The sequence below is a fragment of the Agrobacterium sp. LAD9 genome, from assembly GCF_003031125.1.
Lineage (GTDB): Bacteria > Pseudomonadota > Alphaproteobacteria > Rhizobiales > Rhizobiaceae > Agrobacterium > Agrobacterium radiobacter.
Map to the genome: position 1 here is coordinate 1 of NZ_PHGS01000018.1, position 20,978 is coordinate 20,978.

Genomic DNA, 20,978 nt, shown 5'->3' on the forward strand with positions numbered 1-20,978 from the left:
ACCCGCGCCAGACCGCTCGTGTTTCGTGTTGCCATTACACTCACCTCCCCTTGGGCCCGGGCATCACGACATGCGCCCGGTATATCCGGAAGAACCGGCTCATTCTTGTTTTGATTTGAAAGGCATAAAGGCCGCCGCGTAACCGGCGGCTTAGACCCGGAGAGTTCGCTGCCCGGCATTGGCGCCGGACAGCAATCTTCGGGAGGATTACTTGATGTAACCGGCGCGGGTCATTTCGCGCGTTGCCGTCGACTGAGCGCCTGCAAGCGCATCATCGACGCTGGACTGGCCGGCAACAACCGCCGAGAACAGCTGACCAACCGTGGTGCCGAGCGCCTGGAATTCAGGGATCGCCACGAACTGGCCACCGGTATAAGGCACGGGCTTTACAGTCGGCTTGGTAATGTCGGCGGCATCCATTGCAGCAAGCGTCGGCTTGGCGAAGGCGGCTGCCTTTTCATACTCGGCGTTCTTGTAAAGCGAGGTGCGGGTGCCCGGAGGCACGTTTGCCCAGCCTTCCTTGGAAGCAACAAGCGTGGTGTAGTCCTTGCTGGTTGCCCAGGAGATGAACTTCTCGGCGGCTTCCGCCTTCTGCGAGCTCTTCGGGATGGCGAGGTTCCACGACCACAACCAGTTGCCGTGGTTCTTCAGCTCGCCATGCGTCGGGAACAGCGCATAACCGACCTTGTCGGCAACGGTCGAATCCTTCGGGTTGGACACGAAGGAGGCAGCAACCGTGGCGTCGATCCACATGCCGCATTTGCCCTGCTGGAACAGCGTCAGGTTTTCGTTGAAACCGTTGGAGGAAGCGCCCGACGGGCCGGCATCCTTCATCAGATCGACGTAGAATTGCAGCGCGCTCTTCCATTCCGGCTGATCGAACTGCGGTTTCCAGTTTTCATCGAACCAGCGGCCACCGAAGGAGTTGGTGAGCGCGCTGATGAAGGCCATGTTTTCGCCCCAGCCAGCCTTGCCGCGCAGGCACATGCCGTTGATATCAGTCTTGCGGTCGGTAATCTTGCGGGCGGCATCACCGATGAATTCCCAGGTCGGGTTTTCGGGCATCTTCAGACCGGCTTTTTCAAACAGGTCCTTGCGATACATGATCATGGCGGATTCGCCGTAGAAGGGCGCCGCATAAAGCTTGCCTTCGCTGGAAAGACCGCCGCGGATCGCCGGCAGAATGTCATCCACGTCGTATTTGTCGCCAAGCTTCTCGAGCGGCAGCAGCCAGCCCTGCTTGGCCCAGATCGGCACTTCATAATTGCCGATGGTCATGATGTCGTATTGGCCGCCATTGGTGGCAATATCCGTTGTCACACGCTCACGCAGGACGTTTTCCTCAAGCGTGACCCATTCGACCTTGATGTCGGGGTTCTTGGTGGTGAAGTCGGAGGTCAGCCCCTGCATGCGGATCATGTCGCCATTGTTCACGGTGGCGATGGTCAGCGTTTCGGCGGAAGCAAGGGTCGTAAAGGCGAGTGCCGAGCATGCGCCCAGCAAAATGGTCTTCAATGTCATATCTTCCTCCCAGAAGAAATTTATGAGCATTCGCTTTGCTCTAGGGCATTTACTCACCCGCAGAGCAAAAATGTCAAGCAACATCCTGTGCTGCGGCGCACATGGAAAAATCAAGTCTTTGATTTTAAGGAATTAATTTTTGCTCAATGCGTGAGCAAATATTCACTTGTCGCTTCATCGGTGATGAGTCCGTTCAACAGACCGCCTCTCAGCGCCGCCAGAATCGAGGCATTTTTGCGCGTGCCCTGCGCCATTCCGATGACCGTGCAGGTCTCTCGTGATGGGATGGGAACGGAAGCGACGCGCTCGTTGACGGAATGGTCGAGAATGTGGCCATTGGCATCATACATCCAGCCACAGATCTCGCCGACCGCACCGCTTGCCATCAGCGCCTTCATCTCGTCAACACCGAGGAAACCATCAACGCAGAGCGGTGCGTTTTCACCGAGTTCGCCGACACCGACGAAGGTGACATTGGCCGCAGAACCCAGCGCCAGCGTCGAGCGCACCATGGACTGGTCATGCAGCAATTCACGTTCTTCCGCCGAGGAGCACAGGACTGGCAGCGGCATGGGAAAATGCCGCGCCTTGATGGCATCGGCCATGCTGAAGATGACGTTGTAATAGGCAGCCGAGCCATCCGGCCCGATATTGCCTGTCAGTGACACGATGCGGTGCTGTGGGCATTCCATCGGCGGCAACTGGTCCACCGCTGCCTTCAGCGTGCGGCCGGTGCCAATGGCGAGCACGATGGGATCGGCGTTTTTCAGCCAGCGCTCGATTTCCGCGGCCCCCGCCTCGGCGATCCCCACCGTGGAGGAGACACCGGCCGGATCGCTCGGCACCACCTCGATATATTTAAGGTCGAATTTCTCTTTCAGGCGCTCGGCTTTTTCGAGACAGGCGGCGATGGGATGATCGAGCCGGACCTTGATCAGACGCTCGGCGACGGCGAGCGACACCAGCCGCTGCGCCGATTGCCGGGATATGCCCATGGCGGCGGCGATCTCATCCTGCGTGCGGCCGGCGACATAATAAAGCCAGCCGGCGCGGGCCGCATCATCCAGCCGTCCATGTGCGTCGTTTCGTCTGGCCATGCCGCCGCCCTCTAAGAATTATGCTCGAGCATTTGCTGGCATTTTTTTGCGTCGCCTGTCAAACGGGGGTATGCGCGCAAAGGCGACCTGATGCAAACCAGCGAGTGCTAGACGGTGGTTTACCTTATGGCTGGTGTCACTATTTCTCCGTCATTCCGGCCTTAAGCCGAAATCCAGCCACGGCGCGTCTGCGTCGTGAGAAGAGCCTTTTGCGATCAAAGACTTGATCGCGCTGGACCCCGGATCAAGACCGGGGTGACGGTGCGGGATTTATCGACCCCACCGACCAATCAAGCCGCTTCCTGCACCAGATGCCCCGCCGAGACCTCACGGTAATGGCGCTGCGGCGGCACGTAATCCACCGGGCGGATCGGGCTTCTGATCTCGTCCGTCGCCATATTGCGCCGGATCTGCCGGCGCGCCGGGTCGGGCACAGGAACGGCCGACATCAGCTTTTTCGTATAGGGGTGCTGCGGATTGTCGAAAACCGCCGCACGCGGTCCGATCTCGACGATCTCACCGAGATACATCACCGCCACCCGGTGGCTGACACGCTCCACCACCGCCATGTCATGGCTGATGAACAGGAAAGCGAGGTTTAGGCTCTGCTGCAGGTCGAGCAGCAGGTTGCAGACCTGCGCCTTGATAGACACATCGAGCGCCGACACCGCCTCGTCCGCGACGATGACCTTGGGGTCGAGCATCAGCGAGCGGGCAATGGCGATGCGCTGGCGCTGGCCACCGGAAAATTCATGCGGGAAGCGCCGCATCATATCCGGGTTGAGACCCACTTTCTCCAGAAGATCGGCCGCCTTTTCCCGCGCCTGCTGTTTGGCGCCGAGACGATGTTCAACGAAAGGCTCCATGATCGCCGTGCCGATACTCATGCGCGGATCGAGCGAGGCGAAGGGGTCCTGGAAGATCATCTGCACACTGCGGCGCATGGTGCGCAACGTTGTCTTGTCGAGTTTCATCACCTCGTAACCGTCAAGCGTGACATTGCCGGAGGTTGGCTCGATCAGCCGGGTTATCGACCGCCCGGTGGTGGACTTGCCGCAACCGCTCTCGCCGACCAGCGATAGTGTCTCGCCTTCAGCCAGATCGAAGGAGACCTTTTCCACCGCATGCACGGCGCCGGATTTGCGGCCGAAAAGACCGGAGCGAATATCGAAACGGGTCGTCAGGTCCCTGACCGAGAGAATCGGCGTGCGCGAACCGGAGACCGTATCCTTCACCTCCGCCACCGGCTGGCTCTCGCCGGTCTTGATATCGATGATCGGGAAACGGGCGGGCAGCACCCGAGACCTCATCGAACCGAGTTTCGGCACGGCCGAAAGCAAAGCGCGCGTATAGGGGTGATGGCCGCGATGGAAGATATCGTCGGTAGTGCCGGTTTCCACCACATCGCCACGGAACATGACGATGGTGCGGTCAGCCACTTCCGCCACCACGCCCATATCGTGGGTGATGAACAGGACCGACATGCCCTCCTCTTCCTGCAATTGCTTGATGAGGTCGAGAATCTGGCCCTGAATGGTCACATCGAGCGCCGTCGTCGGCTCGTCGGCGATCAGGAGCTTCGGCTTGGAGGCAAGCGCCATGGCGATCATCACGCGCTGGCGCATGCCGCCGGAAAACTGGTGCGGATAATCGCCGAAACGGTTCGCCGCATTGGGAATGCGGACCTTTTCCAGAAGGCGTATGACCTCTGTCTTGGCGGCAGAGGAGGAAATGTCCTGATGCACGGTCAGCGCTTCGGCGATCTGCTTGCCGATCGGGAAGATCGGGTTGAGGCTGGTCATCGGCTCCTGGAAGATCATCGAGATATCCTTGCCGCGAACCTTGCGCATCTCCTCTTCCGGCAGCGCCAGCAGGTCGCGCCCGTCAAGCATGACCTTGCCCTCGATGCGGCTCGTCTTTTTATCGAGAAGCCGCATGATGGAAAGCGAGGTCACGCTCTTGCCCGAGCCGCTTTCGCCGACGATCGCCACCGTTTCGCGCGGTGCAATCTCGAAACTCATATTGCGCACCACGGATTTCCAGCCGTCATCGACGCGGAAGGAGGTGGTGAGATTCTGAACCGAAAGAACCGGGCTTATCGAACCGCCGGTCTGTTCCATTGATGTCGCCGCCAAAAGCATGCCGATCTCCTGAAAAGCAGAAGGCGGCCATGAAGGCCGCCGGATGTCTTATGCAGCAAGTGCGGTTTCGGCCATCGAAACCCAGTAGCTGATGCCGTAAGGCAGGGCCTCGTCGTTGAAATCATAGGCCGCATTGTGCAGCCCGGCCGTGTCGCCGTTACCGATGAAGATGAAGGCGCCGGGGCGGGCTTCCAGCATGTAGGAAAAATCTTCCGCACCCATATGCGGGTTGGGATTGGTGTTGACGGCGTTCGCACCCGCCACGCCCATCGCCACGCCGGTCGCGAATTCGGTCTCGTCACTATGGTTGAAGGTGACGGGATATCCGCGGTGATATTTCACCTCCACGCTGGCGCCATGCGCCATTGCCGTGGCGGTGGCCACTTCCTTCAGCCGCTTTTCGGCAAAATCGCGGGTTTCCGGCAGCAGGGTTCTCACTGTGCCCGTCAGCGTCACCGAACCCGGAATGACATTGACCGCCGTGCCGCCATGGGTGGTGGCGACGGTGACGACCAGCGATTTCAACGGGTCTGTCTCGCGCGAGACGATGGATTGCAGCGCGATGATGATATGCGCCGAGGTCAGTACCGGATCGATGGAAAGATGGGGCGCGGCCGCATGGCTGCCTTTGCCGGTGATGACGATTTCGAAACTATCCGCCGCCGCCATGGTGGAACCCTTGCGGATGGCGAATTGCCCGACGGGAATGCCCGGCTCGTTATGCATGCCATAGACCTGCGAAATGCCGAATTTCTCCATCATGCCGTCGTTCAGCATGGCGAGCGCGCCTGCCCCGCCCTCTTCCGCCGGCTGGAAGATGACCGCGACGGAGCCTTTGAAATTGCGGGTCTCGGCCAGATATTGCGCCGCCCCCAGAAGCATGGCGGTGTGCCCGTCATGGCCGCAGGAATGGGCCTTGCCGGGCGTCTTCGAGGCCCAGGGCTTGCCGCTGGTCTCGAGAATCGGCAGCGCGTCCATGTCGGAGCGGAAACCGATGGTCGGGCCATCCCCATGCCGCCCCTTGATGATGCCGACCACGCCGGTCTTGCCGATGCCGGTCTCGACCACATCGCAGCCGAAGGACTTCAGTTTTTCGGCAACGAATTTCGATGTTTCGAAGACATCATAGAGCAGTTCCGGGTGCTCATGCAGATGGCGTCTCCAGCCGGCAACGTCTTCCTGCATTTCAGCCACACGGTTCAATATCGGCATCCTCTTTTTCCCTTTTTTTGTTCCCCGCCGGGTTGTCGGAAAACATATTGCGTTTGGAATTTCTCCTTTTGCAAGTGTGAAATTTGCTGAATGAGCGAAAAATAGGCCGGAAGGCGAATGGCTCAAATTTTGTTCATCAATAAGACTTTGGGGCTTGCTTTTCAAAAACACTGACAATAGCATCATCTGGAATGAATGGATATTATTCAGCAAAGTCAAATACTTACAATAAAATACCTTGCGCATGACGACAGGAAAAGCGTCAAACATTCAAATAGATAAAATCCAAAAAAGGGGAAAACATAATGAAGAAGCGCAGCATTCTCTTTGCCAGCACGGTGGCGGCGATGGCCTTGGCAGGATCTGCCGCCCATGCCGAACGCGGCAGTGACGGTGAACTGAAAATCCTGTTCTGGCAGGCTGTATCGACACTCAACCCTTATCTTTCCGGCGGCACCAAAGAGATCTACAGCTCGTCCATGGTGATTGAGCCTCTGGCCCGCTACGACGAAAAGGGCGAGCTGGTGCCGATGCTGGTGAGCGAGATCCCGACGGTCGACAATGGCGGCGTCGCGAAGGATCTGCTCAGCATGACGTGGAAGCTGAAAAGTGACGTCAAATGGTCCGACGGCACGCCGCTTACCGCTGACGACGTCATCTTCACGTGGAAATATTGCACCGCACCCGACGGCGGCTGCGCGCAGGCGGCACAATATGAAGGCGTGAAAAACGTTGAGGCTATCGACGCCCATACCGTCAAGATCAGCTTCACTGAACCCAAGCCCTACCCCTACTCGGCATTTGTCGGCGCGCAATCGCCCGTCATCCAGAAGAAGCAGTTCGAAAAATGCGTCGGCGCCGCGGCTCCCGGCTGCACATCCGCCAATTTCGGCCCCATCGGCACCGGCCCCTTTGTGGTCAAGGAGTTCAAGCCGAACGACGTCATCAGCTATGTCGCCAACCCCAATTATCGCGATCCCGCCAAGCCCGCTTTCGCCACGGCGACCCTGAAGGGCGGCGGTGACGCGGCATCCGCTGCGCGTGCCGTGCTTGAAACGGGTGAATTCGACTACGCCTGGAACATGCAGGTGGAGCCGGAAATTCTGGCGACCATGGTGGCCGCCGGCAAGGGCAAGCTGGAAACCGCCTTCGGCACGCAGGTCGAGCGCATCAATCTCAACTGGTACAATGCCGACCCTGCGCTGGGTGACAAGCGCTCCACCAAGGAGGGCGGTCCGCATCCGGCCCTTTCCGACCCGGCCGTGCGCCGTGCGCTCTCGCTCGCCATCGATCGTGACATTATCGATGAGACGGGTTATGGCGAGGCGGGCAAGCCGACCTGCAACATCGTGCCGGCCCCGGCGGCTGTCGCTTCGACGAAAAACGACAGCTGGTGCCTCAAGCAGGATTTGGAAGGTGCAAACAAGCTGCTCGACGATGCAGGCTGGGTGAAGGGCGCCGATGGCATCCGTGCCAAGAACGGCGTGAAGCTGTCCTTCCTCTACCAGACCTCCACCAACTCCGTTCGCCAGGCAGCGCAGGAACTGGTGAAGGACATGTGGTCGCAGATCGGCGTTGCGTCCGAACTGCGCAATGTCAGCGCCTCGGTGTTCTTCGGCGGCGATCCGGCAAGCCCGGATACCTTCCAGAAATTTTATGCCGACGTTGAAATGTACACCAACAATTTCGACGGCACCGACCCGGAAAAATATCTGGCGGAATGGCTGTGCGACAAGATCCCCGCCCCCGCAAACGGCTGGCAAGGTCAGAATGTTCCGCGTTATTGCAACCCGGAATTCGACAAGCTGGTGGGCGTCCTTTCCAAGACGACCGATTTCGCCAAGCGTGGGGAAATCGCCAAACAGCTGAACGACATGCTGACGGAAGAAGGCGCACATATTCCGCTGATCCACCGTGGCAACGTCTCCTCGCATTCGCTGACACTCGAAGGCGTTCGCATGAATGCCTGGGATTCGGAACTCTGGAACGTCGCGGACTGGTCCCGCAAAAAGTAACACGCAAATGCGCGGTCGCCCCTGAAAGGGCGGCCGCGCTCGTTTTGCGAGACCCTGACGGTCTGGAGACTTTCCGATGTTTACCTTTACGCTCCGGCGGCTTGCCTTTGCCGTACCGACGCTGCTCGTCATCAGCTTCGTCATCTTCGCCCTGCTCGATCTCGCGCCGAACGATCCGACCGGCGACCTGCCGCTGACCATTCCGCCCGAAGTGCGCGAGCAGATCCGCGCCTCCCTCGGCCTCGACCAGCCGTTCTTCATCCGTTACCTGATGTGGCTGCAGCAATTCTTCATCAACGAGCCGCTGAACCTCTTCGAAAAGCTGACCGGCTGGCAGATCGGCGATGGCAGCCGCATGCGCGTGCTCTCCTGGGCGACGCGCAGCCCGGTTGTCGATCTCGTCATTCAGCGCATGCCGCAGACACTTTGGGTAGTGGGCCTTGCCTATCTCTTCGGTGCGCTGCTGGCGATCCCGATCGGCGTCATTTCAGCCTACAAGCAATATTCGATCTTCGACCAGATCGGCACCTTCGTTTCGATGGTCGGTTATTCGGTGCCGACCTTCTTCACCGGCGTGCTGCTGGTGGTGATCTTCAGCTCTTACCTGCAATGGTTCCCTTCCGTCTATGACACCAATCTGCAGGTGACGGACTGGGGAAGCTTTGTGGCGCAGATCAAACAGATGTTCCTGCCGGTGCTGGTATTGACCCTCTACAATGTCTCGCAGATCAGCCGCTTCGTCCGCGCCTCCATGCTCGACAATCTACATCAGGACTATGTGCGCACCGCGCGCGCCAAGGGCGTGAAGGAAAAATCCGTCCTGCTCGTTCATGTGCTTCGCAACAGCCTTATCCCGGTCGTCACCGTGATTGCGCTCGGCGTGCCGACGATCTTTTCCGGCGCCATCATCACCGAGCAGATTTTCCGTGTGAACGGGCTTGGCCAATTGCTGATAACCGCCGTTCAGGGCGCGGATATTCCGCTGGTGCAGACGCTGACCTTCATTTTCGCGGTGCTTATCGTGCTCTTCAACCTGATTGCCGACGTGCTTTACGGCATTCTCGACCCGAGGATCCGCTATGACTGACGCCACCATTGCAGCGCCGACGGTTGCGGCCACCCCAACACAATCCGCCCTTGCCGATATCTGGAAACAGTTCCGCGTCCACAAGGGCGGGGTGGCCGGGCTTTTTGTCTTCGTCTTCATCCTGCTTGCGGTCTATGTCGGCCCCTATATCCACACCGTTGCGCCCAACGCCATCAACGTGAAGGCACGTAACCAGTGGCCGTCGCTGGCGCATCCCTTCGGCACCGATAATCTCGGCAAGGACATGCTGGCGCAGGTTCTGGCCGGTGGGCGCATCTCGCTTGCCGTCGGCATCACTGCCATGCTTTTGGCCCTGTTTCTCGGCACGCTGGTGGGTGTGCTTTCAGGTTATTTCCGAAATCTGGACGGGCCGCTGATGCGGTTGACGGACCTGTTTCTGGCGCTGCCGCTTTTGCCGCTGCTGCTCGTCATCCTGATGCTGTTTCGCGACACGTTGAGGGCCGCCTTCGGGCCGGAAACCGGCATCTTCATCCTGATTGTCTTCGTGATCGGGATCACCAGCTGGATGCATACCGCGCGCATTGTGCGCGGCGATGTGCTGACGATCAAAAGCCAGGAATTCATCATGGCGGCGAAATCGAGCGGCATGCGTGAGTATCGCATCATCCTGCGCCATATCCTGCCGAATGTGCTGAGTTCGATCATGGTCTCGGCCACGCTCGGCATCGCCTCGGCCATCATCACGGAATCGGCGCTGTCTTTCCTCGGCCTCGGTTTCCCGTCGGACTTCCCGACCTGGGGACGGCTGCTGTTCGATGGCGCCAATTTCCTGCAGCTGACGCCCTCGCGTGTGCTGTGGCCGGGACTGGCGATCTCGCTGACGGTTCTGAGCGTCAACTACATCGGCGACGCCGTGCGCGATGCGCTTGATCCACGCGCATTGAAGAGTTGAGAAGACGCGTTCTCTGCGTCACAAGAACCTCTCCACCGTCATCCTCGGGCCTGACCCGAGGATCCAATGCCACGTGTGATGGTGGATCCTCGGGTCAAGCCCGAGGATGACGTCGAGTAAGGCTGCCGACTAGTGATAATTCACCTTTTCCGCATCAAGGATGCTGTCGGCATCCAGCGCGGCAATCGGAATATCGCTGCGCGCCGGAATGTCGCCGGAAAGCTGAAGCGCAAGATAACGCCCGCAGCAGACCCGCAGGAACGAGGTGAAATTTCCGAGATCATGCCCGGCATCGATCGATTCATTATAAAGCTTGGCGATAAGCTGCACGCTGTTCATGCCATCCCGCCGCGCGATCTCGTCCAGCGTCGTCCAGAAGAAATTCTCGAGCCGGACGCTGGTGACCATGCCATCGATCCTGAGCGACCGCGTATGGCTTTCCCAAAGCGCCGGGTCTGCCTTGATGAAAAGCTTGCACATGGTTTCCTCCCTCACCACGTCTGAAAGATAGGCGGAAAACGGGGCCGGAAAAAGCCCCGTTTCGCAGGTCTTATTTGCCGAGCACCGCCATGAATTGCGAAAGCCATGCCGGATGTGCCGGCCATGCAGGGGCGGTCACCAGCTTGCCATCGGTAACCGCCGCATCGATGGCGATATCGGCATAGGTGCCTCCGGCAAGCTCGACCTCGGGACGGCAGGCCGGATAGGCCGAGCAGGTGCGGCCCTTCAAAACACCAGCAGCCGCGAGCAGTTGCGCACCGTGGCAGACGGCCGCCACCGGCTTGTCAGCCTCGAAAAAATGTTTCACCGCCGCAAGCACATCCGCATTAAGCCGCAGATATTCCGGCGCGCGGCCGCCGGGAATGACCAGCGCATCATAATCCGCAACCTTGATATCGGCGAAGGTGGCGTTGAGCGCGAAATTATGGCCGCGTTTTTCCGAATAGGTCTGGTCGCCCTCGAAATCATGGATGGCCGTAGCGATGGTCTGGCCCGCTTTCTTGCCGGGGCAGACGGCATGGACCGTGTGGCCGACAGCGAGCAACGTCTGGAACGGCACCATGGTCTCGTAATCCTCGGCGAAATCGCCGGCGATCATCAAAATCTTCTTCGGCATGTTTGCTCCTCCCGTTTTCGAATGCCTTTGGGCAACCTAACAGGCCGGGCGCGGATGCGGGTATTATGGCAATACTACATAGTCGATAAAGGCACGATCAGCGACCCTGCGGCGGCTCCGGCCAGCGACGCACACCGCCGCCCCAGGTCTCAAAGGCTCTGGAAAGCTTCAGCACGAGTAGATCCTCGTAACGCGGGCCGACGATCTGCAGGCCGATGGGCATACCCGATTTCGAAAAACCGCAATTGATCGAGGATGCGGGCTGTTCCGACATGTTCCACGGCACGGTGAAGGCGATATGTTCGAACGGCCGTGCGGGATCATTGGTGGGCGAGGCCCAGTCGGCCGGATAGGACACGATGGGATTGACGGGTGAAATCACCGCATCAACGGACTGCATCAACCGCCCGCAGAGCTTACGCATTTCCATGGTCTGGTTGAAACCGAAAACGGCGCGTGCGCCGGAAATATCCGCCCCCTTCTGTGCCCATTCATGAATATAGGGAAGGATCGCGGCGCGGCGGTCTGCGCTCAGCGCCGCCATGTCGCCCCAGAATTTCGCGCGCCAGAAGTCGTCCAGCCCATCCAGCATCTCCCGCGTCAGCACCGGCTCGACCGGGATGATGATTGCGCCCGCCGCCTCGAACAGTTTCGCGGCGGAAAGCACGGCGTCGCGCACCTCATCCTCCAACGGCAGGCCGCAGCCGGCATCCAGCATCAGGCCGACTTTCAGGCCCTTCACGTCGATATCGAGGTCCATCCAGTCGATGTCATTCGGCGGCAGCGATGTGCCGTCGCGCCAGTCGGGCCGTGAAAGCGTGGCCATCGCATAGGCCGCATCGATAACGGTGCGGGTCATCGGCCCGGCGCAGCGGCCGGTATAATAGGGATCGACCGGGATGCGGCCCTGGCTCGGCTTGAAACCGAACAATCCCGTCCACCCCGCCGGCAGCCGCACCGAGCCGCCAATATCCGTGCCGATATGCAGCGTGCCATAACCAGCGGCCCCGGCCGAGGCCGCACCGGCGCTGGAGCCGCCGGGGTTCTGTGTCGGGTCCCAAGGATTGCGGCTGAGCTTGTGAAAACTGGAAAGGCCGGAGGAGAGCATGCCGTAATCCGGGCAGGTCGTCTTGGCGTAAAGGATCGCGCCATCCTCGCGGCAGCGGGCGGCCACCGGCGCATCTTCAACTGCAGGCACCAGTTCTACCGCTTTGGTGCCAAGCGGAACGGGATGGCCTTTCGTGGCGATCAATTCCTTGAGCGAGACCGGAATTCCATCAAGGGGCCCGAGCGTTTCACCCTTTTGCCAGCGCTCCGTCGAGGCCAGCGCCTGCCGGCGTGCATCCTCCGGATCATAGGCGTAAAGCGCGTTCACGACCGGCTCGAATGCATCGATACGCGCCTCCACCGCCTGCCAATATTCCGATGGCGAAAGCCTCTTACCCCGGTAAAGCGACAGGATTTCGAGCGTGTTGAGGTCTATGAGATCGGTCATCAGCTTCGTCTCGTCAGAAAACAGGAAATAGGGGCGACAGCTTTCTAGAGCGGTCAGCTTGTATCGCGCGGGTCCAGCAGATCGCGCAGGCCATCGCCGAGAAGGTTGAGGCCGAAAACGGCAAGCGCAATCGCAAGGCCGGGCATGATGGCGAGCCATGGTGCTGCGCCGAGATAGGTCTGGGCATCCGCGAGCATTCGCCCCCAGGTGGCGGCGGGCGGCGGCATGCCGAGACCGAGGAAGGAAAGGCCTGCTTCCGTCAATATCGCAAGGCCGAGCTGGATCGTCACCTGCACGATGATCTGGTTGGAAATATTCGGCACGATATGGAAAAGCGTGATCCGGGCGCGGTTCTGGCCGATGCTTGTAGCGGCGGTGACATATTCCCGCGACCATATCTGCAGCGCCGCCCCCAGCGTCAGCCGGGCGAAGACCGGCACCATGAAGGTGGCGATGGCGATGATGGCGGTGAAGCGCCCCGTGCCGATGAAGGCGCCGAGCATCATGGCCGACAGGATCGGCGGCACCGCAAAGATGATATCGCAGACGCGCATGACCACGGTTTCGGTGAAACCGCGCAGCGCCGCGACCGCAACGCCGATGGCCGTGCCGATAGATGCGCCGATGGCGACGGCGGCGATGGAGGTGGACAGCGAGTTCCACGCACCCGCCATCAGCATGGACAACACGTCGCGGCCGAAATGATCCGTACCGAGGCCGCCATAGACGAATGGCGATTTCAGCTTCTGGACGATCTGCATCTTTGTGGGGGATACCGGTGTCCAGACCAGCGACAACAGGGCGACTGCGACCAGAAAGATCGTAACGGCGATGCCGACGGCAAAGGCAGGGCGGCGGCGGATCAATCGCATCATCGCGCACCTGCCCGCAGTCTGGGGTCGATGAGGAGATAGGCGATATCGACCACGAAATTCATGATGATCACGAGCGCCGAAAAAAACAGCACGACGGACTGCATGACAACGATATCGCGCTGGGTCAGCGCCTGATAGGCAAGCCGCCCAAGACCCGGAAGATTGAAGACATTCTCGACAAGCACCGCGCCTGCGATAAGGAAGGTGAATTGCAGGCCGATCATGGTGACAACAGGGATCATCGCGTTCGGCACCGCATGCCGCCACAGCGCCACCCGCTCGCTTAAACCCTTGGCCCGGGCGGTGCGCACGAAATCCTCGTTCATCACCTCAAGCACGGCGGAGCGGCAGACGCGGGTGAGAACGCCGGCCTGCGACAGCGCCAGCGCGACCGCCGGAAGGATGAGCGCCATAAGACCCGCTGAAAAGCTCGGCGTCCAGCCGGGAAATCCGCCCGCCGGCATCCAGCCGAGCGTGGTGGAAAAAACGATGATGAGCAGCAGCCCGACCCAGAAACCGGGCACGGCAATGCCCACATGGGAAAACAGCCCGGCGGCAAAATCCAGCGCCCCGTTACGGTTTCGCGCCGCCGCCACGCCGAGTGGAATGGCGATGGCGACAGACAGGCAGACTGCCAGCAGCGCAAGCGGCAGGGTGACGGCCAGCCGCTCGAGGATCAGCCCCGCCACCGGCACGCCATAGGTATAGGATTGCCCGAGATCGCCCTGAAACACGCCGGCGAGCCAATGGAGATAACGCAGCGGCAGCGGCTGATCGAGACCCATCTGTTTCTGCAGCGCGGCGAGCGTATCAGGGCTCGCCGAGGTTCCAAGCATGATCGCCGCGGGATCGCCCGGCAGCAGGCCCATGACGACATAGATGATGAGGGAAACGGCAAACAGCGTGATGACGAGGCTGACGAGACGCCGGATGAGGACGGCTAACATCTGGCATCTTCTCCTTGCTTTGTTTCACCTGCGGTCGAGCGTCCAGTCACCTCTCTCCCGTCATTCCAGCCCCGAGCCGGAATCCAGCCGGCGCGCGTCTGCGCGGCGGAGAGAGCCCTTTCAGCCCAAGGACTTGGGCTGACTGGATGCCGGATCAAGTCCGGCATGACGGAAGAAACCGGTATCGACAAACGTCACTCTTCCCAATGCACATCCGTCAGCACATTCGAGGGAATGGGTTCGTTTTCCCAGAGCCCCTTCACCTTCTTGTCCCACACGCCGAGCTTCGGCATGACGAAAAGGTAAAGTGCCGGCACATCTTCTGCGAGGATTTTCTGGGCGTCGCCGTAAAGCGCTTCCTGCTGGGCCGCATCCGCCGTCTTTTCAACGTTGCCGACGACCTCGTTGAAGGCCGGGTTCTTGTAGTTGAAATAATAGGGATCGCGCGCATAGATATCGATATCCATCGGCTCCGCATGGGCAACGATGGTCATGTCGTAATCCGCGCCCTTCAAGACATCCGCCACCCATTTGGCCGGAAATTCGGTCGTCTCGATGGTCATCGTCACGCCGATTTCGGCAAACATCGCCTGCAGGATTTGCGAGGTCCGCTGGGCATAGGCCATCTGCGGCGCCTTGATGGTGAAGCTGAACCCGTCAGGATAACCCGCTTCGGCAAGCAGCGCCCTCGCCTTGTCGACATCGTAGGGGTGCACTCCTGTCGTATCGATGTAACCGCGGTCATTCGGGGTGTAATGGCTGCCAATGGCCGTGCCGAAACCGGACCACGCGCCTTCAATGACGGTGCCGCGATCCACCGCCATCATCAGCGCCTGACGCACGCGCTTGTCATCAAAGGGCTTGCGGGCATTGTTCATGCCGGCCACGACCTTCAGTTCGGTATTGCCGACGAAGGTGCCAAGGCGCTTATCGCCATCGAAGGAGGTCATCAGCTCCGGCGCGCCGAATTCCGGGAAAGCATCGATATCGCCTGACTTCAGCGCCGCGGCCTGCGCCTGCGGATCGGAGACGAAACGGAAGGTCGCCTTGTCGAGCTTCACCGCCACGGCCTTGTCCCAATAGGCATCGTTCTTCTGCAACTCGACCTTGTCGCCCTTGGCCCAGTTCACGAATTTGAACGGGCCGGTGCCGACGGGCGTGGTGCGGTTATTGTCAGCGCTTTTCGGCGCCACCATCACGGATGCCGGCCAACCGAGCCAGTAAAGAAGGCTGCCGGCCGGCTGCTTCAGCTTCAGCACCAGCGTTGCGGCATCCGGGGTCTCGATACTGTCGATGGCGGCGAAGAAGCGCTTCTGCGGATTGACCGAGCTTTCGCCGCGCGCCCGATCCAGCGAAAATTTCGCAACGGAGGAATCGAAGGCCTCGCCGTCATGGAAGGTGACGCCCTTGCGCAGCTTGAATGTATAGTTCTTGCCATCAGGGGAAATTTCCCAGCTTTCGGCAAGCTGCGGCCTAACCTTGCCTTCGCGGTCGATCGTCACCAGACCTTCGAAGATATTCTGCCAGGTGACCTGGCCGATGGCGACGGGGGCGGCAATGGTCGGATCGAGCCCGGCGGGCTCGACGGCCATGCCAAGCGTCAGCGCGGTTTTCGGCGCGGCATCCGCCGCCGTTATCGAAAGCGGCAGCCAAAGCGCCGTGCCCAGTGCGAGGCTCAGCGCGGCGCGGCGCGAAAGCGTTGCCGCCTGCGAAAGATAAATGCGTGGCATCATTGTCCCCTGTCTGGCGGCCGGGGCATTTTTGCCCTTCCAAAGACCACCCGTTGCAAAAAGAGTGTCATGTTGCAGGCGCACACACAATCTCGATTTTTGTGTGCTCCGTGTAGCTGAAATGGCTACACGGAAATGCGGATGGAAATCAACCTTCCGGGCGGAAAGGCCAAACCGTCTCGCTTATCCCGCCGTCGCCTCGCGCATGAAGCGCTCGATGAAATCGGCAAGCTTGGAGGCGGCGAAGGACAATTGCCGGTCGGGAGCAACACAGAGATCGATCTGGGTGTGGATGCCCTTCTTGCCGGAGAGCGGAACGGCGACCATCTGGCCACTGCGGATTTCACGCGCCACCGAAAGCGCCGGCAACAGCGTGGCGGCGGCGTGGCCCAGCACCAGTTCCTTCAGCATTTCCAGCGAGCTGGTGATGAAGACAGGGTCAAGTTCGATGCCCGCATCGGCAAACAGCGTATCGAATGCCTGACGCGCAGCAAAACTCTTGTCCGGCAGCGCAAGCGGCAGGCCCGCCAGTTCCTTCAGCGAGACTTCCGGCTGGGCGGCGAGCGCATGGCCGGCCGGGAAGATGACATCATAGCTGATGCGGGTGCGCGAACGCACCTTTACGCCTGATAGTTTTGGCGCAAACAGGCTGACGACGAGATCGGCTTCCGCCGCGCCCAGCGCCTCCATTGCCTGGCGGGCGCTGGTAATATGCACCTCGAAACGCAGTTTTGGATATTTCAGGCTGAACTGCGCCAGCACCGGCGCCAGAAGGTTCGCCACCGTGGCGCCATTGGCATAGACAGTGACCCGGCCACGCTGCAGACCTTTGAGATCGTCTATCAGCTGGTGCACATGGTCGAGTTCGCGCAGCGTCTTGCCGGCGCGGGCGGCGAGCAGCTCACCCGCTGCCGTCAGCTTCACGCCCCGGCTGGAGCGCTCCACCAGCGGCGAACCGAAATAATATTCGAGGTTTTCAATCTGCCGGCTCACCGCCGTCGGCGCGACATTCAGGTTTTCCGCAGCGGCGCGCATGGAATTTGTGCGGACGAGTTCGTCGAAATACATCAAGGCGCGCAATTGCATGGGGTGGGTACCTGTTGCGGAAATGCCGGTGTGGCGGTTCACCATATCATCGCAGCGCGATGAGAGAATACTTCGCCCGGGAAGATCACCTGTGGAACGAAAGCGCGCCGCCCGTTTCTTCTCCCAGGCGGGGAGAAGAAACGGGCCGCACCGTCTCGCCAATCAAACGCGCTTGAAACCCTCGCTCGCCACCAACAGCTGGCGGGTATAATCCGCGCTGAATTCCCGGCTTTCCAGCGCTTCCGCCTCCAGCATTTCCACCACCTTGCCGCTCTTCATCACCGCCAGGCGATCACACATATGGCTGATGACGCCGAGATCGTGGCTGACCATGACGAAGGTAAGGTTACGATCCTTGCGGGCCTGTTCCAGAAGATTGAGGATTTCCGCCTGAATGGAGGCATCGAGCGCCGAAGTCGGCTCATCCAGCAGCAGGATTTTAGGCTCGACGATCAGCGCACGGGCAATGGCAATGCGCTGCCGCTGGCCGCCGGAAAGCTGGTGCGAATACCGGAAACGGAAGCCTGAACCGAGGCCGACTTCATCCAATGCGCGGGCAATGCGCTGCTCGCGATTGTCGAGACCGTGGATGACCAGCGGCTCAAGCAGCAGCGCATCCACCGTCTGGCGCGGGTGAAGGGAGCCATAAGGATCCTGAAACACCATCTGCACGTCGCTGTAGAAGCTCTTGTCGCGGTGCTTGCTGGAATAGGAGCGCCCCGCCACCATCAACGAACCTTCGTCGAAATGGTTGAGGCCGGCAATGGCGCGCAGCAGGGTTGACTTGCCGGAACCGGACTCGCCGACAATGCCGAAGGATTCACCCTCGGCCACATCGATGCTGACGCTGTCGAGCGCGATGTAACCGTCGAAATCCACCACCATGTCTCTGATAGAAAGAACTGTGCTCATGCGCGCCACTCCGGCTTGCGTTCCAGAACCGGCAGCGGATGCCGGTGGCCGCCAATTTCCGGCAGGCAGTTCAAAAGCCCCTGCGTATAGGGGTGTTTCGCTTCCTTCAGATTGGCGGAAGAAAGCTCTTCCACCACCTTGCCCGCATACATGACGAGAACGCGGTCACAGAAGGAGGAGACGAGCCTCAGATCATGACTGACGAAGATCAGCCCCATGCCGCGGTCGCGCACCAGCTTGTCGAGAATGTCGAGCACTTCCAGCTGAACCGTGACGTCGAGCGCCGAGGTGGGTTCGTCGGCGATCAACAGTTCCGGGCCACAGACCAGCATCATGGCAATCATAACGCGCTGGCCCATGCCGCCGGAGACCTCGTGCGGGTAAAGATCGAAGACGCGCTCGGGATCGCGGATCTGCACCGCTTCGAGCATCGCAAGCGTGCGTTGGCGCGCCTCGCTGCCGCCGATCTTTTCATGGGTGCGCAAGGTTTCCATGATCTGGCGGCCGATGGTCATGACCGGGTTTAGCGAATATTTCGGGTCCTGCAGGATCATGGCCATGCGCTTGCCGCGCATGATCCGCCGCTCCTTTGCGGACGCCTTGAGCAGGTCGATATCGCCGAAACGCAACGCATCGGCTTCGATGCGCGCGCTTTTCGGTGTCAGCCCCATGATGGCGCGGCCCGTCTGCGACTTGCCGGAGCCGGATTCGCCGACGATGCCGAGGCGTTCGCGCCCAAGCGTGAAGGACACACCGCGCACCGCCTCCACCAGCCCGGTGCGGGTGGGGAAAGAAACGCGCAGGTTCTGAACGGTCAGAAGCGGCGCACTCATTGGCCCGCCTCCTTGGGATCAAGCGCATCGCGCAACCCATCACCCAGCAGGTTGAAACCGAGGCTGACGATGAGGATCGCCACGCCGGGCATGGCCGCAACCCACCATTGGTCGAGGATGAAACGACGCCCCGAAGCGATCATCGCACCCCATTCCGGCAGCGGCGGCTGTGCGCCGAGACCGAGGAAGCCGAGGCCGGCGGCCGTCAGGATGATGCCCGCCATATCCAGCGTGACACGCACGATGAGCGACGACATGCAAAGCGGCATGACGTGTTTGAGCACAATGCGGAAGGGCGATGCCCCCATGAGCTTCACCGCCGCGATGAAATCGGAATTGCGGAAGGTCATGGTTTCGGCGCGCGCGATGCGCGCATAGGGCGGCCAAGAGGTCACCGCGATGGCGAGCACGGCGTTTTCGATGCCCGGCCCAAGTGCGGCGACCAGCGCCAGCGCCAGAACCAGCTTTGGAAAGGCCAGAAAGATATCGGTGATGCGCATCAGAACCGCATCCACCCAGCCGCCGGCATAACCCGAGACGGTGCCGACGATGAGCCCGATGGGTGCGGCGATGATGGCCACCAGCAGCACCACGAACAGGGTCAGCCGCGAACCGTGGATGAGGCGCGAAAGAATATCCCGCCCCTGATCGTCGGTGCCGAGCAGATAACCGGCAGTACCGGGCGGCAGAAGCCGGGCGTTGCGCAGATCGCCCTGCACCGGATTATGCGGCGCCAGCACATTGGCAAATAGCGCAACAAACAGCAACGCGATGATGATGCCGAGGCCGAGCAGCGCCAGCCGGTTTTCCGAAAACCGCCGCCAGATGACATAAGCACGGCCAAGACGCGCCTGCTTGCGCGAGGCCGGCCGGTCGGAGAGCAGCCATTCGCGGCTATAGGGTTTGAGTGTGTCGGTCGAAATCGTCATCGGCTGCGCGTCCTTGGGTCGAGCGTCCGGTAAAGCAGATCGGAGAAAAGATTGATGCCGACGAAGATGGCGCCGATCACGATCGTGCCGCCGAGAACGGCATTCATATCCGCATTCTGCAGGGAATTGGTGATGTAGAGGCCAAGGCCCGGCCAGGCGAAGATGGTTTCGGTCAAGACCGAACCTTCCAAGAGACCGGCATAGGAGAGCGCAATCACCGTCACCAGCGGCACGGCGGCATTACGCAGCGCGTGGAACCAGATGATACGCGTTTCCGAAAGCCCCTTGGCGCGGGCCGCAACGATATATTCCTGGGCGAGCTCGTTCAACATGAAGGAACGCGTCATACGGCTGATATAGGCCAGCGAAAAATAGCCGAGCAGAGAGGCCGGCAGGATGATGTGGCGGAAAAGATCCCACAACACGTCCCATTGCCTTTGCCAGATCGCGTCGATCAGGAAAAAGCCCGTGATCGGCGTGAAGGTGAATTCATAGACGATATCCATTCGGCCGGGATAGGCGACCCATTGCAGCCGGGCGTAAAACACCAGTAGCGCAAGTAGCCCGAGCCAGAAGATCGGCACGGAATAACCGATAAGGCCGATGACCCGCACCACCTGATCGGCAAAGCTGCCGCGCTTGACGGCGGCAAGCACGCCGAGCGGTATGCCGAAAACGGCGCCGATGATGGTGCCGATTGTGGCAAGTTCTATCGTCGCCGGGAAAACCCGCTTGATATCCTCCATCACCGGATTGGTGGTGAGGACGGAGATGCCGAAATCGCCCGAAAGCGCCTGCTTCAGATAAAGAAAGAACTGCTGCCAGAGCGGCAGGTTGAGGCCGAGCTGCTCACGCACGCGTTCGACCACATGCGCAGGCGCGCGGTCGCCGACGATCGCCAATGCGGGATCGATCGGCACCACACGGCCAATGAAGAATGTGACCGCCATCAGCCCCAGAAAGGTGGTGATGACGGTGACGGCGAAGCCGAGAACGGCTTTCACACGGGCGTTGGCACGGCGTTTGCCCTGCCTCGCCCGGCTGTTCGTTTCAACGATGCTCAAGCGA

General features: G+C 60.4%; 18 protein-coding genes. 3 read left to right on the top strand and 15 right to left on the bottom strand.

Features of this window, described 5'->3' with window-relative positions:
* Window positions 1-207: 207 nt before the first annotated feature.
* From DA915_RS18985 to DA915_RS19000, 4 genes are all read right to left on the bottom strand, one after another.
* The gene (locus DA915_RS18985) at window positions 208-1,521 is read right to left on the bottom strand and encodes a sugar ABC transporter substrate-binding protein (protein ID WP_107677043.1); all 1,314 of its coding nucleotides are present in this window, start codon (window positions 1,519-1,521) and stop codon (window positions 208-210) included.
* A gap of 143 nt (window positions 1,522-1,664) precedes the next feature.
* Window positions 1,665-2,618 (bottom strand): sugar-binding transcriptional regulator, encoded by a 954-nt coding sequence (locus tag DA915_RS18990; RefSeq protein WP_107676924.1) that lies wholly within the window; start codon window positions 2,616-2,618, stop codon window positions 1,665-1,667.
* 290 nt (window positions 2,619-2,908) lie between these two features.
* On the bottom strand, window positions 2,909-4,759 hold the full coding sequence (locus DA915_RS18995) for an ABC transporter ATP-binding protein (RefSeq protein WP_107676925.1): 1,851 nt from the start codon (window positions 4,757-4,759) through the stop codon (window positions 2,909-2,911).
* A gap of 48 nt (window positions 4,760-4,807) precedes the next feature.
* Window positions 4,808-5,971, bottom strand: a complete 1,164-nt coding sequence (locus DA915_RS19000; protein WP_107676926.1) for a M20 aminoacylase family protein — start codon at window positions 5,969-5,971, stop codon at window positions 4,808-4,810.
* A gap of 305 nt (window positions 5,972-6,276) precedes the next feature.
* Here DA915_RS19000 and DA915_RS19005 point away from each other — a divergent pair, with 305 nt between their 5' ends.
* The 3 genes from DA915_RS19005 (at window position 6,277) to DA915_RS19015 (ending at window position 9,986) form a co-directional block, all read left to right on the top strand.
* Window positions 6,277-7,986: a peptide ABC transporter substrate-binding protein gene (locus tag DA915_RS19005; RefSeq protein ID WP_107676927.1), complete on the top strand. Its 1,710-nt coding sequence runs from the start codon at window positions 6,277-6,279 to the stop codon at window positions 7,984-7,986.
* Between the two features lie 76 nt (window positions 7,987-8,062).
* Window positions 8,063-9,073: an ABC transporter permease gene (locus DA915_RS19010; protein WP_003504786.1), complete on the top strand. Its 1,011-nt coding sequence runs from the start codon at window positions 8,063-8,065 to the stop codon at window positions 9,071-9,073.
* Window positions 9,066-9,986: an ABC transporter permease gene (locus tag DA915_RS19015; protein ID WP_107676928.1), complete on the top strand. Its 921-nt coding sequence runs from the start codon at window positions 9,066-9,068 to the stop codon at window positions 9,984-9,986. The genes DA915_RS19010 and DA915_RS19015 overlap by 8 nt, the downstream gene beginning before the upstream one ends.
* Before the next feature lie 129 nt (window positions 9,987-10,115).
* Here DA915_RS19015 and DA915_RS19020 read toward each other — a convergent pair whose 3' ends face one another.
* The 11 genes from DA915_RS19020 to DA915_RS19070 all read right to left on the bottom strand — a co-directional run bounded on the left by DA915_RS19020 (window position 10,116) and on the right by DA915_RS19070 (window position 20,974).
* Window positions 10,116-10,466, bottom strand: coding sequence for a ribbon-helix-helix domain-containing protein (locus DA915_RS19020; protein WP_003504781.1), 351 nt, complete (start codon window positions 10,464-10,466; stop codon window positions 10,116-10,118).
* A 70-nt stretch (window positions 10,467-10,536) separates the two neighbouring features.
* The gene (locus DA915_RS19025) at window positions 10,537-11,103 is read right to left on the bottom strand and encodes a DJ-1/PfpI family protein (protein WP_162686199.1); all 567 of its coding nucleotides are present in this window, start codon (window positions 11,101-11,103) and stop codon (window positions 10,537-10,539) included.
* 97 nt (window positions 11,104-11,200) lie between these two features.
* Complete coding sequence (locus DA915_RS19030) at window positions 11,201-12,598, bottom strand: amidase (protein ID WP_107676929.1); 1,398 nt, start codon at window positions 12,596-12,598, stop codon at window positions 11,201-11,203.
* A 53-nt stretch (window positions 12,599-12,651) separates the two neighbouring features.
* Window positions 12,652-13,473: an ABC transporter permease gene (locus tag DA915_RS19035; RefSeq protein ID WP_192886608.1), complete on the bottom strand. Its 822-nt coding sequence runs from the start codon at window positions 13,471-13,473 to the stop codon at window positions 12,652-12,654.
* On the bottom strand, window positions 13,470-14,420 hold the full coding sequence (locus DA915_RS19040; protein ID WP_107676930.1) for an ABC transporter permease: 951 nt from the start codon (window positions 14,418-14,420) through the stop codon (window positions 13,470-13,472). The genes DA915_RS19035 and DA915_RS19040 overlap by 4 nt, the downstream gene beginning before the upstream one ends.
* A gap of 194 nt (window positions 14,421-14,614) precedes the next feature.
* Entirely contained in the window at window positions 14,615-16,150 is a 1,536-nt protein-coding gene (locus DA915_RS19045) for an ABC transporter substrate-binding protein (protein WP_107677045.1), read from the bottom strand.
* 183 nt (window positions 16,151-16,333) lie between these two features.
* The gene (locus DA915_RS19050) at window positions 16,334-17,236 is read right to left on the bottom strand and encodes a LysR substrate-binding domain-containing protein (RefSeq protein WP_035212791.1); all 903 of its coding nucleotides are present in this window, start codon (window positions 17,234-17,236) and stop codon (window positions 16,334-16,336) included.
* Between the two features lie 162 nt (window positions 17,237-17,398).
* Window positions 17,399-18,148: an ABC transporter ATP-binding protein gene (locus DA915_RS19055; RefSeq protein WP_003504761.1), complete on the bottom strand. Its 750-nt coding sequence runs from the start codon at window positions 18,146-18,148 to the stop codon at window positions 17,399-17,401.
* Window positions 18,145-18,981: an ABC transporter ATP-binding protein gene (locus tag DA915_RS19060; protein WP_003504759.1), complete on the bottom strand. Its 837-nt coding sequence runs from the start codon at window positions 18,979-18,981 to the stop codon at window positions 18,145-18,147. Before DA915_RS19060 ends, DA915_RS19055 begins: the two co-directional genes overlap by 4 nt.
* Window positions 18,978-19,910, bottom strand: a complete 933-nt coding sequence (locus tag DA915_RS19065; protein ID WP_080867255.1) for an ABC transporter permease — start codon at window positions 19,908-19,910, stop codon at window positions 18,978-18,980. The genes DA915_RS19060 and DA915_RS19065 overlap by 4 nt, the downstream gene beginning before the upstream one ends.
* Window positions 19,907-20,974: an ABC transporter permease gene (locus DA915_RS19070; protein ID WP_107676931.1), complete on the bottom strand. Its 1,068-nt coding sequence runs from the start codon at window positions 20,972-20,974 to the stop codon at window positions 19,907-19,909. The genes DA915_RS19065 and DA915_RS19070 overlap by 4 nt, the downstream gene beginning before the upstream one ends.
* Window positions 20,975-20,978 lie beyond the last annotated feature (4 nt).

What these genes read in the sequence shown, in the direction of transcription:
- DA915_RS18985 (WP_107677043.1), bottom strand. Translation starts at nt 1,521, where the DNA reads ATGACATTGAAGACCATTTTGCTGGGCGCATGCTCGGCACTCGCCTTT.
- DA915_RS18990 (WP_107676924.1), bottom strand. Translation starts at nt 2,618, where the DNA reads ATGGCCAGACGAAACGACGCACATGGACGGCTGGATGATGCGGCCCGC.
- DA915_RS18995 (WP_107676925.1), bottom strand. Translation starts at nt 4,759, where the DNA reads ATGCTTTTGGCGGCGACATCAATGGAACAGACCGGCGGTTCGATAAGC.
- DA915_RS19000 (WP_107676926.1), bottom strand. Translation starts at nt 5,971, where the DNA reads ATGCCGATATTGAACCGTGTGGCTGAAATGCAGGAAGACGTTGCCGGC.
- DA915_RS19005 (WP_107676927.1), top strand. Translation starts at nt 6,277, where the DNA reads ATGAAGAAGCGCAGCATTCTCTTTGCCAGCACGGTGGCGGCGATGGCC.
- DA915_RS19010 (WP_003504786.1), top strand. Translation starts at nt 8,063, where the DNA reads ATGTTTACCTTTACGCTCCGGCGGCTTGCCTTTGCCGTACCGACGCTG.
- DA915_RS19015 (WP_107676928.1), top strand. Translation starts at nt 9,066, where the DNA reads ATGACTGACGCCACCATTGCAGCGCCGACGGTTGCGGCCACCCCAACA.
- DA915_RS19020 (WP_003504781.1), bottom strand. Translation starts at nt 10,466, where the DNA reads ATGTGCAAGCTTTTCATCAAGGCAGACCCGGCGCTTTGGGAAAGCCAT.
- DA915_RS19025 (WP_162686199.1), bottom strand. Translation starts at nt 11,103, where the DNA reads ATGCCGAAGAAGATTTTGATGATCGCCGGCGATTTCGCCGAGGATTAC.
- DA915_RS19030 (WP_107676929.1), bottom strand. Translation starts at nt 12,598, where the DNA reads ATGACCGATCTCATAGACCTCAACACGCTCGAAATCCTGTCGCTTTAC.
- DA915_RS19035 (WP_192886608.1), bottom strand. Translation starts at nt 13,473, where the DNA reads ATGATGCGATTGATCCGCCGCCGCCCTGCCTTTGCCGTCGGCATCGCC.
- DA915_RS19040 (WP_107676930.1), bottom strand. Translation starts at nt 14,420, where the DNA reads ATGTTAGCCGTCCTCATCCGGCGTCTCGTCAGCCTCGTCATCACGCTG.
- DA915_RS19045 (WP_107677045.1), bottom strand. Translation starts at nt 16,150, where the DNA reads ATGCCACGCATTTATCTTTCGCAGGCGGCAACGCTTTCGCGCCGCGCC.
- DA915_RS19050 (WP_035212791.1), bottom strand. Translation starts at nt 17,236, where the DNA reads ATGCAATTGCGCGCCTTGATGTATTTCGACGAACTCGTCCGCACAAAT.
- DA915_RS19055 (WP_003504761.1), bottom strand. Translation starts at nt 18,148, where the DNA reads ATGAGCACAGTTCTTTCTATCAGAGACATGGTGGTGGATTTCGACGGT.
- DA915_RS19060 (WP_003504759.1), bottom strand. Translation starts at nt 18,981, where the DNA reads ATGAGTGCGCCGCTTCTGACCGTTCAGAACCTGCGCGTTTCTTTCCCC.
- DA915_RS19065 (WP_080867255.1), bottom strand. Translation starts at nt 19,910, where the DNA reads ATGACGATTTCGACCGACACACTCAAACCCTATAGCCGCGAATGGCTG.